This is a genomic window from Acidimicrobiales bacterium (assembly GCA_035316325.1).
Lineage (GTDB): Bacteria > Actinomycetota > Acidimicrobiia > Acidimicrobiales > VFJN01 > DASXTK01.
The window spans coordinates 1-16314 of record DATHJB010000208.1 but is presented as its reverse complement, the minus strand read 5'-3'; the positions used below and the strand labels follow the sequence as shown (position 1 = coordinate 16314).

The window sequence follows — 16314 nt, the reverse complement described above, 5'->3', positions numbered from 1 at the left end:
GTTGAGCCCCGGCCGCAGCGACCACATGACGGGGAACTGGCCCGCCACACCTGCCCACACGCTGGCGCCGGTCTCGCGGGTGAACTTCCGCGTCGGCGACGTCTGCGGGTCCATGCGGACGGTGAGCGTCTGGTTGACGGTGAGGTTCGGCGTCAACGACAGGAGCTTGTTGCTGTCACGGTTGCGCAGCGCGGCCGTGGTCATCGGGCCACCGAGAACGAACTCCGGCCACGTCTCGACCTCGCCGTCGATGATGACGTCGGCGTCGCCGGTGGTGTTGGCGCTGGAGATGTAGAAGACGTTGACGGTGTCGCCTGGCGGGGCGAAGAACTGGTAACTCTGCGGCGGGTCGAACGCGATGACGGCGAGGTCGCCGTACGGGAACGGGTCACGCGCCTTCAGGGTGATGCTGAAGACGTCCGTGTACGGGTAGCCGATCCGGCCGATCTCGGCGATGTCGAGCCCGCTGGAGTAGCGGGCGCTGATGTGGCGGCGGACGCCGTCCGGGTAGGCGATGGTGAGCACGCCGTCGCCGAGGGCGGGGTTGAAGGAGCCCATCAGCTGGCGGCGGTACAGGCGGAGCTGGTCGAGGCTGTCAGCGTGGATGACGACCGGCAGGGAGATGAGCCGTGCCGCCCACCGGCGGCCGTTGAACAGTTCACCGCCACCGATGAGCAGGGTGTCGAACTCCTCCTGCGGAGGCATGTCCAGCCCGATGATGGGCGGGTACGCCTCGCCGCCGCCGAGCATGATCCCCTCGTAGTTGTGCTCGGAGAGGATCAAGGTCGGGCCGCCGGCCGGCGTCCACTCGATGTACTCGCGCGCCGGGGGTGGTGGCGCGGGAGTGGGGAACGGGGGGACGACGACCGGCGGTTCCGGCGGTGGGGCGAGTAGCGGGCGAAGAGGCATCGGCTATCCCGTCATCAGGGGCCGCCGGGCCCTCCGCTTGGATTCGATGTCGAACGCGACCTGATGGACCAGGCCGGACGGGGTGCCGTAGATCTGGAACACCGTCCCGCCGCCGCTGGAGCCCCGGTCGTACTGGTAGCTCTCGCTGGCGTCGAGGATGCGTTCGGGGCGGCCGGTGCCGTTGTAGGCCAAGGTCAGACCGGGCATGAGCATCCCGCCGCTGTCGAACGTCAGGTAGTTCGCCGGGTCCTGGCGCGAGCCACCCAGTCGGACCTCCACGTGTGCGTGAGGCCCGGTGGAGTTACCGGTCGAACCGACCCGGCCGACCAGGTCGCCGCGGGCCACCTGGCGCATGTTCGCGCCGACCTGCTTCGACAGGTGGGCGACCAGGAACGCGAGCTTCCCGGCCTGCACGTAGATGTGCCGGCCGTAGCTGCCCACCACGTTGACCTGCTTGAGCGTGCCCGCCATGGGGGCGAACACCGGCGTGCCGGTGACCGCCGGGAAGTCCCAGGCGTTGTACCCGTGGCCCTTGGGACCGCGACCCACGGTGTAGGCGCCCCGCGGGAGCGGGAAGCCGAACTTGCCGTTGGCGTCGAAGCCGGCGGGCGTCTTGTCTTCCTCGGAGTCCTTGCCCTCCGCCCAGTCGACGATGACTTCCTTGGCCTTGCCAAGCGCGCCCCGGAAGAACGTCTGGACGAACTCGGGGCCAGGCACGACGTGCGCGACGTTGTCCACGAGGGGCGTCATCAGCTTGTCCGCGGCGTAGGCGGCGCCCTCCTTGAGCCAGTCCCCGATCTGGGAACCGATCGAGGAGATGGCACCCCAGGCACCACTCGCAATGTCGCCGATGAAGTCGAACGGACCACCAGAACCGGCGTTGATGCGGGCCGCCGCCGTGGCCGGGTTGGTGCCCATCTCGGCGGCGATCTCGCTCATCCGGCCACGGCTGATGACACCCTCGCCGGGCGTCAGGAACGTGTGGACGGAGTCGCGGTCCGGGCCACCGCCGGGAACGAGGCCGCCGGAGTTCATGGCGATGACGTCACCGTTGCCGTGGCCGGTCTGCGGCGGTCCGGCGCTGGAGCCCCCACCGAAGTCGATGGTGGGGATCTCGAACCCGAACAGCTTGGTGATCTTGTTCAGGTTGCCGATCAGGTGCTTGTTGATCCAGCGGATGATCGTTCCGACCGGGTCGGTGATCAGGTCGAGCAGCCCACCGAAAATGTCGCCAAGGACGTCGAACATTCCCGAGAAGAAGCCGATGATTCCGTTGACCAATGCCCAGAAAATGCCCTTGATCGTATCCGAGTGAATGGACACTTGGTCAATGACCCAGAGGATCGGATCGAGGAAGAAGTCAACGATTCCGCGCCAATTGTCCCTCACCCAGTTGATGACGCCCATCACGGTGTTCTTGATGGTGTCGAAGTGCTTGATGAAAAGGGCGACGAAAGGCGCGAACGGCCCACTCAGGATAATGAGCAGGAGCTTCCAGTTGTCCTTGATCCATTCCCAGACGAACTTGATCGCGCCCCAGACGGCGTCGAACACTGCAGTGACCACCGTGCGGAACGTCTCCGAGGTCTGCCACAAATGTACGATGTAAGCGGCGATGGCGATCAAAAGCCCGATGATGCCGATTGTGGCCATTCCCTTGAGGCCAAGGTTCAATGCAGCCTGCGCAATCGAGGCAGCCTTGATGCCCAGCGCGATGGTCAGGAATCCACCAGCCAGCGCGGCCAGAACCCCAGGCGGGAGGCTCGAAATCGTGCCGAAGAAGCCTTCCAGCGTGGCCAGCACCGGACCGGCCAGCGGCGTGAGTGCCTCGACGATCGAGACCAGGACATCCCAGAGGGAATTCAGGGTCTCCTTGACCTGCGGCCACATATCCAGGACGTAGTCGATGAAGCCCTGGATGGCGTTCTGGCCCTCGGTGCTGCTGGCCCATGCGGCGAACTTCTCGGTCATCTCCACCAGGCCAGCGAGGAACTGGCTGGCGAACGGTGCGAATGCCGTCAGGATGGCAGCGAATGCGGTGCCCAGGTTCAGCAAGATCTCGCCGAACATGGCGATATTCGGACCAGCGGTGGCCGCGATCATGGCGAAGAATTCCTGCCACACCGGGTCCTTGAAGGTCTCACCAGCAAGGTCGAGAAGGTAGCCGATGGCATTCGCCGCCGAAAGAACGATCGGCGTCAAATGGGGCAGCATGTCCTCGATCATCTGCATGCCCTGGATGAACAGCGGAAGGACCGCGGGCTCCAGCTCCTCCGCCCACGACGTGAAGGCGTCCTTGAGGGAGAGCCAGCCAGCCATCAGCTGCCGCTGCATCGGAGTCAGCTGACCCATCGCGTACGCGAGGTTCCGGGTCGCCTCGGAGCCCTGGTCCACCTGCATGGCCGCCATCTGGGCCTGCTGCGACTGAGCCGTCAGGGCCTGCGACACGGCTCGCGCGGCGTCCGCTTGCGCCCTGGCAGCGTTCTCGCTGGCCACGGCGGCCTGCTCCTGGGCGTCGGAGACCAGTCGTGCCGCCTCGACCTGGACGTCGGCGAGGTTCTCCTGGGCGTCAGCCTGGGCGGCGACGGCGTCAGCGACACTCTGACTGGCGTCGGCCAAGGCCTCCTGCGCGGACACCACGGCGGGCATGCCGTCGATGCCCTGCTGGTTGGCCTCGGCGAGCGCCTCCTGCGCGTTCTGCTGGTCGTGCAGGATGTCGCTCAGGTGGTCCTCAGCCTCAGCGACGTCGAGCGCCGCCTGCTGCTGGTCCAGGGCCAACTGCTCCTGCTCCAGCATGGCCGCGTTGAGGGCCTCCTGGGCCTGCGTGACGGCGAGCTGTGCCTGGGCCAGCTGGAGCTGCGTGGCGATGCCGGAGTCCTGGAGGGCGTTGAGCTCCGCCTGCGCGTTGGCGAGGTTCTGCTGGCCAGCCTCGACGGCGGTGCCGCCGGACTCGTTCATGATCTCGGCGAGATCGTTCTGCGCCTGCTCCAGCGCCAGTGCGGCCTGCTGCTCACCGAGCGCCAGGTCGTCGACCAGCTCCTTCATCTCGTAGAGCGTTTCGAGCGCGTCTTCGCGGGCCTGGTTCAGCTCCAGCTGCGCCTCGGTCTGGGCCTCTTGGGCGTCGATGACGTCCTGCGAGGCGTCGGCCAGGTTCTCCTCAGCCTGCTCGACCATGTCGGCCGCGCGCTCGCGCGCGCGCGCGACGTTCTCGACGGCGTTCTCGACGGCACGGGCACCGTCCACGGCAGCACGGTCGGCCTGGCGCTGGGCGTCCTCGACCCGCTCCGCGGCGGCAGCGACGGCGTAGGCGTCCGACACCCGCTGCATGGCGTTGCCGGAGCTGCTGGTGAAGGCAGACTTCTCCGCAGCCTCCTGCGCCTGCACGGCCTCGGTGACGCGGGAGATGGCCGGGAGCGCGGCAGCGATCAGGCCACCCAGGCCGATGCCGACACCGGACAGCGCGGAACCGAGTCCGATGGCGGCAGCGGCAGCCCCAGCGAGGCCAGGGATGAGCGCCGGCCCGAGCAGGGCGCCAGTGACGAGGACGGAGTTGATGGAGCCGGACAGGAACCGCAGCGACCCGATGGCCTGGCCGGACTTGTCGACGTCGACGTCGATGTTGACGGTCTTGCCGTCGAGGGCGTCGGCCTGCTGGCTGATGGCAGCGAGATGGGCGGCAGCCGCACCGGCGTCGGCCTCGACCTGGATCTCGGCGCTGTCGGTGGACAGCCGCTCAAGACTGCGGTGGATGCCGCGGATCTCCCGGATGGCGTCCCAGGCGTCGATGTCGACGCCGACCTTCATGTCGCGCAGCCGCTCAAGGTGGCGCCGGAGGCTCTCGACCTCGGCCTCGGCCTCAGTGGTATCGGCGTTGACCTCGATGGTGGGGAGGGTCTGGAGAGCTGCCTCAACCCGCTTCTTGAACTCGCGCGCGTAGGCGCCGCCGGCGTCCGCCCCAGCACGCTGCGCCTGCTGCCGGGTGGACTGGCTGATCTGCGGCGTGACGGGGACCTTGAGCCCGTTCTTGAACTGGTTCTGGATCTCCTTGTTGATGGCCTTCTGGAAGCCTCGCAGGGAGGGGGCGACGTCGATGAACGCCTGACCGACGCGGTACGCCACGCCGCCACCCCCATCTGGTTACTCGTCGGTGATGCCGAGGGCGCGCCCCACCCGGCCAGCAGCGTCGGGCGTGACGGCCGCCACGATGGACAGCACGTCCTCAGCGCCCCACCGCTTCTTGGCCCGCTCGATCGCGGTCTCGGGGCGTGGGTGTGGCTTCGGCGGCTTGGGCCGCTTGCCCTTCTTGCTGTTGACGGTGACGAAGTTGTTGTTGAGCCGTCTCACCTCGTCGGAGACGCTGGCCACGAGTTCTTCGAGCAGGCCCCACTCGGACACGCTGGGGCGCCACGCGCTGTGGCCACCGAGGCGGTCGCGGCTCTGCTCGACAAGGTCGTCGTCCTGCGCCATCGCGTCGGCGAAGAACGACGTGCGGGGCAGATGGTCGATGAGGTTGAGCAGGAACCGCCACCGGGTGCGCCACTCGCGGAAGAGGGTGCCGAGGTCCCACGCGCCGGGGCTGAAAGCCAGGTCCGCCTCAATGTGGTCCCAGTAGCGGACCAGCAACGCCCTCAGCCGCGCGATTTTCCCGGTTCGAGCCCGTAGTGGTCGTACCAGGCCTGGAGCATCGGCCCGAGCTTCCACTGGGGCAGCTTCCCGGCATTGACGATGTCCTCGTACTGGTCGCCCATGAGGTTCGCCAACAGCCCGGCCTCGCCGGAGGGGTTGGTGCCGATCTCGACGATCTCGGACAGGTCGATCTCGGCGGGGTCGGAGAGGGTGAAGACCTTGCCACCGTGCTTGAACTTGAACGGCGGCTTGATGTCTTCGCCCTCGCGCTCCAGGGCGTCGAGGTCGAACGCGGCGGTGGCGCGGCGGGCGCCGCCCTTGGCCTTGTGGTCGGACGGGGCGGCAGTCTTGCGAGGCGGCATGTGGGGGTCCTGCCTTACTCGGTGGTGTCGGTGGGGGGCGTCTCGCTGGTCTCGGCGCGCCTGCGACGGCCGACGGACTTGGACTCGACGGCGACGTGCGGGCCGGTGGCGTTGTCCGACGCCGTGACGGTGCCGATGATCTGGCCCCGCTCGGTCTCGAAGCGGTGGCCGGGCTCCGGCCGCTCGGTGGGCCAGTCGTGGATCTCCGTCCAGCCTTCGGCGACGAGCTGGGTGGCGCGGGCTGGCGTCTTGGTGGTGACGGTGACCTCGCCGCGGGTGAAGGTGCGCTCGTGCATGTGATCTCCAAGATGTGGGGGTGGTGTGCAGGGCGCGAACCGGCCCCGTCCCCCCACAAGAAACGGGGCCGATTCGCGCGTCTGTCAGGAGCCGGACTGGCCGGCGGCCGGGAAGCCTTCGTCCTCGGGCACACGGCCGGGGCCGCCGAAGAAGTGGCGGACGGCCGTACCGGCGTCGTTGTCCTGGAAGGCGGTGTAGGTGAGCTGGTATGCCACCGGCGTGTCAGCGTCGGCCCACACCTGCTCAGTGACCTCGGTGACCTTGGCCCGCAGGAACAGCTGGCCCCGGTAGTACTCGCCGGCGCCGGCGGTGTCGCGTGCGATCACCAGGAGGCGGCGGAACGGGTACGGCGGCAGCGGCGCCTCGTCGAACGAGGACTCCCCACCGGTGCTGGTGTCGACCGCGGACAGGCTCTGCCCCAGGTACTCCTCCAGCACGGTCCGGTTGGTCTCGAAGGCGGTGACGGTCATCCGCTTGGTGGCTCGCCGGATGTCGGAACGGATGGGCTCCGAACCACCCCAGCCGTAGATCTCGGAGACCTCAGTCTCGCGAGCCCACGACACGCCGTCCTCGGAGATCCACCCGAACGGGGTGAAGTTCACGGGGATGGCGACGAGGGCGCCGCCGGTGTCGGTGATGGCGGTCGGTGCCGCGGTGGCCATGGTGGCGACGAAAACCGCACCCGCCATGCCCTTACGGACCAGGTCGTTGTTCCTGACGTTGATGTCGTCGAAAAGCGGCATGACGACGTGTCCCTTCTGACGGGGCGATGAAGCCCCGCTGAGGGCGGGGCGGATGGGTGTGGGGGGCGTTTAGCGGCGGGTGGTGATGAGGTACGTCGCGGTGAGGTAGCGCAACGTGTCGTCAGACCACGGCACCTCGAAGGGGGACGACTCGACCTCGCAGCGGTCGAGGCGCCCGGCACCGGGGAGGATGTACGGGTAGGCCATGAGGCGCTGCCGGATGCCCTCGGCGAGTGCGCTGGCCTCCGGGTAGGTGCGGCAGTAGACGTCGACCGACATCCGGGCGAAGTCGGTGATCTTGTCGTTGGTGCCGCCGACCTTGCGAACGTGGATGAGCGGCATGTCCCGCTGGAAGTCGAGGTGCAGCCGGGGACCGACCACCGGGGAGGTGGTGAAGTCCTCCAGCAGAGCCATGAGGATCACGTGCGGGTCCGGCCAGGGAGACAGGTCAGCCACGGATCACCACCGGCCGACGTAGAAGACGAACGGGCCGAATCCGAGACCGAGGCCACGGATGTCACGCCAGCGACATGGGCCGATCCACAGGCGGCTCAGGTGGATCGGCAGGAACCTGGTCCAGTGCCGCGTCATCCGATACCGGCCGCCGATCCACCGCTTCGGGATCTCGATGGTGGTCACTGGGTCTTCACCCGCTCGACGAAGTCGATGGTCCGACCGAGGATGTGGTGGCCCCACTGCCATTCGACCTCGGGGGCGTGAGGCGAGTCGTTGACGATGCGCGCTGCCGCCCGGCGGGTACGGTGCCCGTCCTTCGACGTCATGGTGATCTCGTGGTTCTCCTCCACACGGAAGGAGTCCTTGTAGTCACCCGTGCGGGCGGGCGAGATCTGCTGCGCGTAGCGCATGCCCGCATCGGCGTAGGCGTTGACGAGGTCGAACATGCCGGGGCTCAGCAGCAGCCGGCCGGTGCCCTGGTGATCTGGCTTGTAGCGAGCAGCCACGGGTCACCTCGGTTCAGTTGTGGGGTCAACCGGCGGCGCGCTCCAACATCAGCGCCAGGCCGACCTCGATGCGGGTCCAGGGGGACTCCCAGCGGGCAGGCTCGCCTCGGACCTGCCAGACGACCGAGGTGCCCTCGTCGTCGACGATCTTGGGAATGATGACCTCGTCCGGCGGGTGGATGTCGGCGCCGTAGGGCGCGAACAGCCAGTACTGGGTGACGACCGTCTCGCGCAGGTCGTTGTCCTCGAACTCGTTCCGAGGACCCCACGCGCAGCCCTCGACAACGTGCGTTGTCACAGCCTCGGGGTCACCGAAGACGGTGCGTCCCATCCGCCGGACCGTCACCGGCCCCATCACGGGCGGGAAAGTCATGGGATGAACTCCGAGTCCCACGTTCGGCGGAACGGCGCACCTGCGGGCACGGTGTCGATCTGGAAGGCGCGACCCTCCCGGCCACCGAGCAGCTCGCGGCGCTCGGCGGAGGTGAGGAAGACCGAGCCGGGCTCGTCGCCACCGTGGGTGAAGCCACGGGTGAAGGGGCCGGTGGTCTCCTGCATCTGCCGGTAGCCCTCGGGGTTCTTGAAGTGCCGGATCACCATCCGGGCGACGACCTTCTGGAGTCGCGCGAGCGGGATCCGGCCATCGTCAAGGCGGGCCTGGAGGTCGGGGATGGCGGCGAGGATGGTGTCTTCGGCGTCGTCGATGATGGTCGCGATGACGTCGTCTGCGGGCACCGTGCCCTCGCCGATCCACCGGTCGGTGACGGCGCTGGTGGGCGTGTAGGCCATGGCCGCCTCCGGGGGTTGTGGTTCTGTGGTCCGCGCGATATGGTCACGACCTGCCAAGCCCCCAGAGGCGCCGCATTTGGCCGAACGCACCGTCTCACCGGAGACCGAGGTCTCCCGAGACACCGCCAGTAGGCACAACCGGTAAGACCTACGAAGGCGGGCTTGGCAGATTCAGTCGAAGGCGCTTACGCTGGGGATCCCTCTGGCGAGGAGTTCCGAAGACGCCCCCGGTTCGCCGGGGGCGTTTTTGTCAGTCGAGCTCGTGCTGGATGTCGGCCTTGGTCATGTCGGGGGTGACCGTGACGCCCTGGGATTCGGCGTACGCGGCCCAGGCGGCCCGGCTGGAGCCGGGGCCTTTGAGCGGGGGCGGCTGAACCTCGCCGTCCACCGCGGAGGGGGACTCGTCGTCCCCCTCCGTGATGTGGCGATCGCTCAGGCGACCCTCCGCCCACTCGGGGACCGCGCTCCCCTTCAACAGCACCTCGGTGTAGGTGCCATTGCGCAGGAGCACGTTCCGTCGCAGGCGGCGGGTCATCAGGCGTTGTCCAGCACCTGGAGGGCGAAGCTCAGCTCCGCGTTGGCGAGCACCGGCAGTCCGATGGCGTCGGAGATGACCTCCACGCCCATCGGGGGCTTGTCGTTGCGCCACACGCCAGCGACGATGCCCGGCTGCTCCGACGGCTGGATGCCCCAGTCGCTCACCGTGGAGGTGAGGGTGCGGCCCCAGAAGGTGGCACCGAGGTCGGTGCCCTGCCAGTCGTCCGACCCGACCGGGTTCGGCATCAGGTAGACGGTGTGGTCCGGGAGGACCCGCGTCAGGGAACCCGCCAGCATGATCTTGCGGTCGTACAGGTAGATCGGCGGGAGACCGGCACCGGAGACGATGTCGCGCACCTGCGAGTCCGAGGCCCGACGCTCAGCGCCACCGATGAGGGTGGTGCGGAACACGTCGTGCCCGGCCAGGGAGCGGAACGCCCGGCGGGACATGAGCAGGGCACCCGGCAGGGTGCTCGCGGACGTCTCGTAGGCGTCGATGGCCTCTTGCAGGTCTTCCAGGCCGTCGGCGTTGGCCTCGTCCCAGTCGACGTTGACGGACGTCTCGTTGCCGGCGGGGCGACCGAAGTCGTCCGTCGACTCGAAGTTGTCCTGGTCGATGGTGGCGACACCCGTGGCGATGACGACGCCACGCATGTACTCCATCGCGTCGGACACCGAGCGGACCGCCCAGCGGGTCTCCCCCTGGATGGTCAGCAGTGCCTCTTCGGCGGTGAGGTTGCCACCGCGGGCACGGAGCTGCTCGTACTCGGTGACGGGGCGGTTCTCGCCCAGCGCCGGCAGCTCGATGCTGACGCGCTGCTGGGTGAGCCGCTTGCCGATCTCCGGCTCAGCGTCGTACGCGCGGAACTTCGCGGTGTCGACGAGGCCGGTGCGGCCCTTGATGAACCGGACCACCACGTCCGGAACGGGTCGGTTGGGGAGCCACCGGTTGAGCGAGCCCTGCCGGGCCTCGTAGTCCGCGAGGGACTCGCGGGCGTAACCGGTGAGCGTGGCCGGGTCGATGAGGTCGGTCCACAGCATCAGGCCGCACTCCCCTCAATGAACACGAACGTGCCGCTGGTGTTGTGGCCAGTCGGCAGGAAGCCCGCGACGGGGAGGAGGCTGGTGCGAACGCGGCCGTGGTCGAGCATCGGCCAGCCGCCCTCGGCGGGCGCCTTCTGGTCGGTGTAGAGGAAGCCAGCCAGGATCTGGCGGCCGTCCGATCCGACGTCCGCGCCACCAGCGGTGGAGGTGGCGACGGTGACGGTGCCGGTGCCACCGGTCGGGGTGGACGTCATCTGCGCCACGTTCGTGTTGGCGAGGTTGCCGCCGAACGTGACGGTGTAGACGCCACCCGCGTCGCCGGTGACGGTGACGTCGCCGACCGCGATGTTGGACAGTGCCTCCAGCGCGGCCTGCACCTGGGCGGACGTGGCCGCCGCGAGCAGGGAGGTGGTGGTCTGGCCGGCGTAGGTGAGGGTGAAACTCGTGAGACCCGAGCCGCCCTCAGTGATGGTCTGGACTTCGTCGCTGGAGTCGCCGGTGTACGGGCCGTAAAGCCCGGTAGCGGTGATGAGGCCCAGCGGCGTGCCCGAGGGCACGCCGTCCGGGTACGCCACCGCGGTGAACATGGCAGGGTCCGGCGCCACCGTTCGGCAGTTGTAAATGCCGTGGGTGGAACCGAGCCAGGACATGTCACCGGCGCCCCAGCTCTCCGTCTGGTAACGGGGCATGGGTATTCCCTTTCAGGGGAGGGTCAGTTCTGGCCTTGCAGCTGCTGCGACTGGTTCGGCTTGTGCTGGTCGCGCTCGGCGCGGTACATGTCCCGCCCGGCGTTGACGGAGCCCGGCTTGGGGGCGCTGTCACCGGTGCCGGACTGGGGGATGTGCAGCGGGTTCCCACCGGGCTTCTGCTCCGGCGTGGGGAACGCCGCGATCAGCGCGTCAGCGCTGGCGGTCATCTCGTCCCGTGTCGAGCCGGTCAGCCACTTGGCCTGGTCGGCAGTCAGCTTCTTCTCGTTGGCGACCTCGGCGCGGTACCGTGCGGTCTGCTCCTCGGCCAGGCGCTTCTCGAACGTCGTGACCTTCTCGGTGAGCTTGTCGACGTCGTTCGGGCCGGCGGCCGGGTCAGCCCCGAGGGCGGCGGCCAGCTTCTCCAGCGGAGTGAGCTTGTCCAGCCGGTCCTTGAGGACCTTCGCTTCGTCGGCAGCCTTCGAGTTCTCCTTGGCCCGGCCCTCCCACTTGCGCGCTTCGGCCTTCCAGTCGGTCTCCTTGTCCCCCTGCGGGGTCTTGGAGTCGTCGGCCTTGCCCGTCTCCTTCGGCGGGTTGTCCGCCGAAGCGTTCGGGGCACCGCCACCGCCGCCCTCAGTCGTCTCGAAGCCGAGATGACTCAGGTAAGCGGGGACGCCGTGGCGCGGGTGAGTGCGGAGCGGGGTCATGGAGATTCCTCCCGTGCGGGAAAGTTGTGAGGTGTCGGCCGTGCGGCCGGGAGTCAGTAGCGGACGCCCTCGGCGAAGGGGTTCTCGCGGAGGTACGCGGCAAATTGGGTGAGGTTGGAGGCCCGGGAGTCGCCCCAGACGGTCTCCAGCCGGGTCGTGATGTCGGGCAGCTCGTCCTCGTTGTCGTCGCGAATCTCCCGCGGCAGGCACCGGCAGTTGTCGTGGTACCGCTCACCCGCCGGGCGCCCGCTCGATGCGGTGGACCGCCCGGTGGTGAACCGGGCGGTCTGCTCGGTGATGTAGACGGCGCCGCGGGAGCCGAGCATCAGGCAGAAGGCGCAGGCGTCGGCTTGGGGCACGCGCGCGAAGCGGGTGCCGGCGCGGGCGATGTTGTCGGCGATGGTGTCGCGACCGGCCTGCCACACGAGGCGCTGCGTGGCGCCGGACAACTGCGACTCAACGCGCTCGAGATCCCCTTCGGCCAGTGGCCGGAGCGCCCACTGAAGAGCCCCCTCGATCTGGTCGGGGAGCATCAGACCGTCGGGGATGAGCGGTGGCGTGTCGAGCTGCCGGGCGTTGGCCCGGTCGAAGGCGAGGTAGTCGACGGCGGACTGGGCGGCCTGCTCGCCGAAGCTGATGACGATCTCCAGGAACGCTTCCTGGAGCGCCCGGTAGGCCGCCTGCGGGTCGCGGAGCTGGGCGTCCGTCAGTCGGTTGACGGCCGCCAGCACCATGTCGATCGCGAGCAGCCGGTAGGTGGCCAGTTCGTCCTGGAGGTCGTCGATGGCTGTCATCGGCCGGCGGCGGGCCCGATGGCCCGCGGGTTACCGGCGGGCGGCTGGCCGCCCTGCAACTGCTGCTGCCGGCCACCGAGCTCCTGCGCCCGCGGGGACGCGGCGGCGGCGGCCTGGACGAGCATCTCCCGCTTGATGCGGGCCTGCTCAGCCTTCTCCTCCAGCTTGAGCCGGTCGATGGTGGCCTGGTCGAGCCCGATCTGCTCCCAGGTGATCTCCGAGCGGGGCAGGTACACGCCGGTGGAGACCAGCGACATGACGGACTGGGCGGCAGCCTGGCGGGTCGGAGTGGCCGGGTTGCCCCACCGCGACTTGAGCAGCCGCAGTTCCTCGGGCAGCTCGTCGGTCTCGTCGCGCAGCATGATCGAGAGCTGGGCGAGGCTCACCCAGCCGGAGCCGAAGGACACGTGGTCGCGCTCGGCGACCTTGTTGAGGTCCGCTTCGCCGGCGTTGATGGCGTCGGCCGACGCCGGGTTGTCGTGGATGATGCCCAGGTACGACACCGGGATGGAGGTCTCGCCGGCGAACATGGTGGCGATCTCGCGCAGGTGCTCGATGTTGGGCTGCATCGTCATCTGCGGGAACTGGCCGACGGCGGTCGGGTGCGGCGTGGTGCCGGAGTCCTCGTCGTACTCGCCGTGCGGGACCGCCCAGATGCGACCGAGGACGGTCTCCCAGCCGGTCTTGATGTTGCCGTCCTTGTCGGCGAAGGCTCCCTCGTCGACACCGATGGCGTAGCGCTGCGGGCTGGAGTAGAACTCCGCGGACACCTCGGTGCGCATCACCGTGCGCACGCCCATGTCCGTCCACGACATCACCGGGCGGGTAATGCGGGACATGCCGAACTTCCGCTCGATGAAAGGGCGGTGGATCAACGGGACGCACAGGACGCGCCCGGTCGGGTTCGGACGGCGATCCACCGTCCACGTGCCGTTCTGGTCGCGTTCCATCACGAGCACGCGGTCGGGCATGTACAGGATCTCGGTGAGTTCCGAACCACGACCGGACACGACCTCTAGCGCCGCGTCGAGGCGGCGAGCGCGGCGGTTGTAGAGGGCGGTGGCCTGCCGGGCGGAGCGGATCGAGTAGACGATCTCCGGCTCGCCCGCCGCCTCGTCGCCAGCGGTGACGAAGACGAACGCGGTGCCGTGGATGAGCGCGCTGACGTGTGCCTGCGAGCGCTCCAAACCCATGTTGTTCATCGCGTCGATCTCGGCGAGGTCGTCGAGCAGGCTCGACTCCTCCGGCATGACGTAGTCCTCGAAGTTGAGACGCTGTTCGAGGACGTCCACGGTCTTCGCGGGCCACCCGATGACGGTCTCGACGTCGCGAAGTTCCTCCGGGATGGAGATGCCGAACTTCTCCAGGCGACGCTTGCCGTCGTAGTAGGCGGACCGGAGCGCGTTGCGCTTCTCCTTCTCTTGCAGCTGGTTGCGCAGTTCGTTGCGCAGGCGCTGCTCGTCGTCGTGGAGCTGAGGGCTGATGAGCGCGGGGACTAGGGCCACGACCACTCCGATCAGCTCAGGACGACGACCTTGTTGGACTTGCGCTTGGTGCCCCGGCCGATGCCCATGGCGATGGCCTGGAGTCGGCCCTGCCAGGCCAGGACCATCGCGTAGGCCGCGTCGATCTTGTTCGGCGAGTCCGGGTAGGACTTGTAGAGCAGGTAGCCCTGCGGGACCGTGCGCTTGCGGGCGTTCAGCACGTGGCGCATGAGCACCGGGTGGCCGTCGTGCGTCATCTCGCCGTTAGCGATGGCGTCGTGAGTGCGCCGCACCCACTCGACCATCCGGACGTCGCGGCCACGCGGCCACGCCTGGATGGGGTGCTGGTGCTGGCCGTTGACGCGCAGCCGGGCGCCGAACTGGGCCTCCCAGGCGGCGACATGGCCCGTCCAGCCGTGCGGGTCGGCGAGGAAGCCGACCACCTTGTACGTCTTGAAGGCCCACCGGACCATCGCGTCGACCTCGGTCGTGGGCGGCTCCCACGCCTCGGTGCCGCGCTTGCGCACCACCTCCGGGGGTTCCCAGATGCCGATGGTGAAGACGTGGCCGTCGCGGATGCGGCAGCCGATGAGCGCGGTGGCATCGGCGCGGCCGTGCTCGCGTCCGCGGGAGCCGTCGAAGCCCATCGTGATCTGCTCGCCGGCGGCGATCTCCGGGATGACACCGAGGGACTCCAGCAACAGCGGGTTGGTGGCGTCGCGGGCGTTCCACTGCACCGCGGGGCACCACTGGTCGCTGGCGTGGGTGATCTGGTTCAGATAGTCCGAACGGGCCACCTGGACGTCGGTGGCGGGGTCCCAGATGCGGTTGATCTGGGATTCGAGGTCCACGTGTCCGGGCGGGCAGGCGGGCTCGTGCAGGACGCACCCGTCGGCGTGGCCGGACGAGTCGCCGTAGACGTGGCGCAGACCACGGATCAGCGAGTCGTGGTCGGTCATGTCGGTGTCGGCGGGCGCCTCGCGGTGGTCGTACAGCAGCCCGAGTGCGCGGGCGCGGCCCTCGTCGATGGCGGCCATCCAGCTGGCGGTCTCCTCGGCGACGGACTCGTCGCCGGGGATGAAGGCGTTGGGCGCCTCGACCGTCCGGCCACCGTTCTTCGAGGAGTTGGTGCGCAGGTTCTGCGCGAGCATGGGCCCGTTGTTCGAGGGGACCCACTCTTCGGTCTGGTCGAGGGTCGAAAACACCGCAGGAGCGCCCTTGACGGACCTGGCGGACGCCGTGATCTGCTGGATGCGGCCCTTCTTCGGCAGCGCCACGAATGAGTCCATCGGGTCGAGATCCGGGAACTCGTCGAGGATGGGACCCTCGCGGATCATCTCCAGCAGCGGCTGCCACGTGTTGCGGGTCTGCATCTCCGACACGGCGGCGATGTGGACGATCGGGGTCCGCACCGTGCGCCACGGCCGGCCCACCGGCTGGCCCTTGGTGTCCCAGCCGTCGAAGAGGACGTCCCCGAGGGCCTCCACGCACGCGAGGGCGGCCAGCATGGGCGACTTGCCCCAGCCACGGGGGCGGCCCAGGAGGCCACGGTCGTAGCGGAAGCGGCCCGTGTCGGGGTTGATCTCGTAGAAGCGCAGCAGGAAGTCCTCCTGCTCGCGGTACGGGCGAAACGGCTCGTACTCGGCGCGGCCGGGGGCCGCGAGCATGTCCGTCATCCAGTCGATGACGTAGTAGCCGAGGGTGGGGACCTCACCTGGTGCGCTGGGCTTCCACGGCATCAACCCGCCTCGGTGAGGGGGCCACGACGCTTGCGGGACTCCGACATGTCCTTCTTGCGCTCGCGCCGGTCGGTGGCGTCGTCGGCGTCGGCGAACTGGACCTTGAGCCGGGCGCGGTCCTCGGGGGTGGCGCCGAACTTGCCGACCCGCTGCCGGAGCTCGGAGGCGACCTTCATGTCGCCGTTCCAGAACTGGGCATGGATGAGCGCGGTGTCCAGGAGGAACTCCCAGTCGGACTCCGTGAAGTCGGGCGCCAGCGGGCTGTCCGCCCACGTCCGCCACCAGTTCCGGGTCCGCTCCGGCCAGAACCACTCCTGGGTCACGAAGACGCCGTCGATCTTGACCTGGAAGTCAAACTCAGGTAATTCCGGTTGTGATGCCCGCTGGGCCACCACCAGGCGCATCGGCGTCTGGTCACGACGGAATCGAGTCTGCCGACTGGGGTCATTTCCGAGCGGTCCGCGGCTTCCCATGTCCATTTCCTCCCGTGCGGGCGGCTGACCGGCCCGTGCGGGTCCATGGTCAGGTTACGTAGTTGCTAACACTGCTGGTCACAGCGATCTGGATCTTGGTGTGTCCCGTATGACACGATATGTGACAAAACCGGACTAAACCTGTCAAAACGTTTAGCGCCA

The 16314-nt window shown here is 68.5% G+C and carries 18 protein-coding genes; all 18 read right to left on the bottom strand.

Annotated elements, in window-relative coordinates; translation table 11 throughout:
- On the bottom strand, positions 1-909 hold a 909-nt coding region (locus tag VK611_26940; protein HMG44999.1), incomplete at its 3' end, for a hypothetical protein.
- 3 nt (positions 910-912) lie between these two features.
- Positions 913-5028, bottom strand: coding sequence for a peptidoglycan DD-metalloendopeptidase family protein (locus VK611_26935; protein HMG44998.1), 4116 nt, complete (start codon positions 5026-5028; stop codon positions 913-915).
- Between the two features lie 18 nt (positions 5029-5046).
- Positions 5047-5532 (bottom strand): hypothetical protein, encoded by a 486-nt coding sequence (locus VK611_26930; protein HMG44997.1) that lies wholly within the window; start codon positions 5530-5532, stop codon positions 5047-5049.
- 5 nt (positions 5533-5537) lie between these two features.
- On the bottom strand, positions 5538-5897 hold the full coding sequence (locus VK611_26925; protein HMG44996.1) for a hypothetical protein: 360 nt from the start codon (positions 5895-5897) through the stop codon (positions 5538-5540).
- A 14-nt stretch (positions 5898-5911) separates the two neighbouring features.
- Complete coding sequence (locus VK611_26920) at positions 5912-6193, bottom strand: hypothetical protein (GenBank protein ID HMG44995.1); 282 nt, start codon at positions 6191-6193, stop codon at positions 5912-5914.
- Positions 6194-6277: 84 nt separating this feature from the next.
- Positions 6278-6937 (bottom strand): hypothetical protein, encoded by a 660-nt coding sequence (locus VK611_26915; protein ID HMG44994.1) that lies wholly within the window; start codon positions 6935-6937, stop codon positions 6278-6280.
- A gap of 69 nt (positions 6938-7006) precedes the next feature.
- Complete coding sequence (locus tag VK611_26910) at positions 7007-7393, bottom strand: hypothetical protein (protein ID HMG44993.1); 387 nt, start codon at positions 7391-7393, stop codon at positions 7007-7009.
- Positions 7394-7572: 179 nt separating this feature from the next.
- Positions 7573-7899 carry a hypothetical protein gene (locus VK611_26905; protein ID HMG44992.1) on the bottom strand — a complete coding sequence of 109 codons (327 nt, stop codon included), beginning with the start codon at positions 7897-7899 and terminating at the stop codon, positions 7573-7575.
- A gap of 25 nt (positions 7900-7924) precedes the next feature.
- A complete protein-coding gene (locus tag VK611_26900) occupies positions 7925-8230 on the bottom strand; it encodes a hypothetical protein (GenBank protein HMG44991.1) in 306 nt (101 codons plus the stop codon).
- A gap of 38 nt (positions 8231-8268) precedes the next feature.
- Positions 8269-8688, bottom strand: coding sequence for a hypothetical protein (locus VK611_26895; GenBank protein HMG44990.1), 420 nt, complete (start codon positions 8686-8688; stop codon positions 8269-8271).
- Positions 8689-8938: 250 nt separating this feature from the next.
- Positions 8939-9223 carry a hypothetical protein gene (locus VK611_26890; protein ID HMG44989.1) on the bottom strand — a complete coding sequence of 95 codons (285 nt, stop codon included), beginning with the start codon at positions 9221-9223 and terminating at the stop codon, positions 8939-8941.
- Positions 9223-10266 carry a major capsid protein gene (locus tag VK611_26885; protein HMG44988.1) on the bottom strand — a complete coding sequence of 348 codons (1044 nt, stop codon included), beginning with the start codon at positions 10264-10266 and terminating at the stop codon, positions 9223-9225. Before VK611_26885 ends, VK611_26890 begins: the two co-directional genes overlap by 1 nt.
- Complete coding sequence (locus VK611_26880) at positions 10266-10958, bottom strand: hypothetical protein (GenBank protein HMG44987.1); 693 nt, start codon at positions 10956-10958, stop codon at positions 10266-10268. Before VK611_26880 ends, VK611_26885 begins: the two co-directional genes overlap by 1 nt.
- A 23-nt stretch (positions 10959-10981) precedes the next feature.
- Positions 10982-11662 (bottom strand): hypothetical protein, encoded by a 681-nt coding sequence (locus VK611_26875; GenBank protein HMG44986.1) that lies wholly within the window; start codon positions 11660-11662, stop codon positions 10982-10984.
- A gap of 53 nt (positions 11663-11715) precedes the next feature.
- Positions 11716-12456, bottom strand: a complete 741-nt coding sequence (locus VK611_26870; GenBank protein ID HMG44985.1) for a hypothetical protein — start codon at positions 12454-12456, stop codon at positions 11716-11718.
- A complete protein-coding gene (locus VK611_26865) occupies positions 12453-13961 on the bottom strand; it encodes a phage portal protein (protein HMG44984.1) in 1509 nt (502 codons plus the stop codon). The genes VK611_26870 and VK611_26865 overlap by 4 nt, the downstream gene beginning before the upstream one ends.
- Before the next feature lie 11 nt (positions 13962-13972).
- Entirely contained in the window at positions 13973-15679 is a 1707-nt protein-coding gene (locus VK611_26860) for a hypothetical protein (protein HMG44983.1), read from the bottom strand.
- Positions 15679-16083 carry a hypothetical protein gene (locus VK611_26855; GenBank protein HMG44982.1) on the bottom strand — a complete coding sequence of 135 codons (405 nt, stop codon included), beginning with the start codon at positions 16081-16083 and terminating at the stop codon, positions 15679-15681. The genes VK611_26860 and VK611_26855 overlap by 1 nt, the downstream gene beginning before the upstream one ends.
- Positions 16084-16314 lie beyond the last annotated feature (231 nt).

Excerpts from the sequence above, each read along its gene's own strand:
- VK611_26925 (HMG44996.1), bottom strand. The coding sequence starts at position 5,897 with ATGCCGCCTCGCAAGACTGCCGCCCCGTCCGACCACAAGGCCAAGGGC.
- VK611_26920 (HMG44995.1), bottom strand. The coding sequence starts at position 6,193 with ATGCACGAGCGCACCTTCACCCGCGGCGAGGTCACCGTCACCACCAAG.
- VK611_26915 (HMG44994.1), bottom strand. The coding sequence starts at position 6,937 with ATGCCGCTTTTCGACGACATCAACGTCAGGAACAACGACCTGGTCCGT.
- VK611_26900 (HMG44991.1), bottom strand. The coding sequence starts at position 8,230 with ATGGGACGCACCGTCTTCGGTGACCCCGAGGCTGTGACAACGCACGTT.
- VK611_26895 (HMG44990.1), bottom strand. The coding sequence starts at position 8,688 with ATGGCCTACACGCCCACCAGCGCCGTCACCGACCGGTGGATCGGCGAG.
- VK611_26890 (HMG44989.1), bottom strand. The coding sequence starts at position 9,223 with ATGACCCGCCGCCTGCGACGGAACGTGCTCCTGCGCAATGGCACCTAC.
- VK611_26885 (HMG44988.1), bottom strand. The coding sequence starts at position 10,266 with ATGCTGTGGACCGACCTCATCGACCCGGCCACGCTCACCGGTTACGCC.
- VK611_26880 (HMG44987.1), bottom strand. The coding sequence starts at position 10,958 with ATGCCCCGTTACCAGACGGAGAGCTGGGGCGCCGGTGACATGTCCTGG.
- VK611_26875 (HMG44986.1), bottom strand. The coding sequence starts at position 11,662 with ATGACCCCGCTCCGCACTCACCCGCGCCACGGCGTCCCCGCTTACCTG.
- VK611_26870 (HMG44985.1), bottom strand. The coding sequence starts at position 12,456 with ATGACAGCCATCGACGACCTCCAGGACGAACTGGCCACCTACCGGCTG.
- VK611_26860 (HMG44983.1), bottom strand. The coding sequence starts at position 15,679 with ATGCCGTGGAAGCCCAGCGCACCAGGTGAGGTCCCCACCCTCGGCTAC.
- VK611_26855 (HMG44982.1), bottom strand. The coding sequence starts at position 16,083 with ATGCGCCTGGTGGTGGCCCAGCGGGCATCACAACCGGAATTACCTGAG.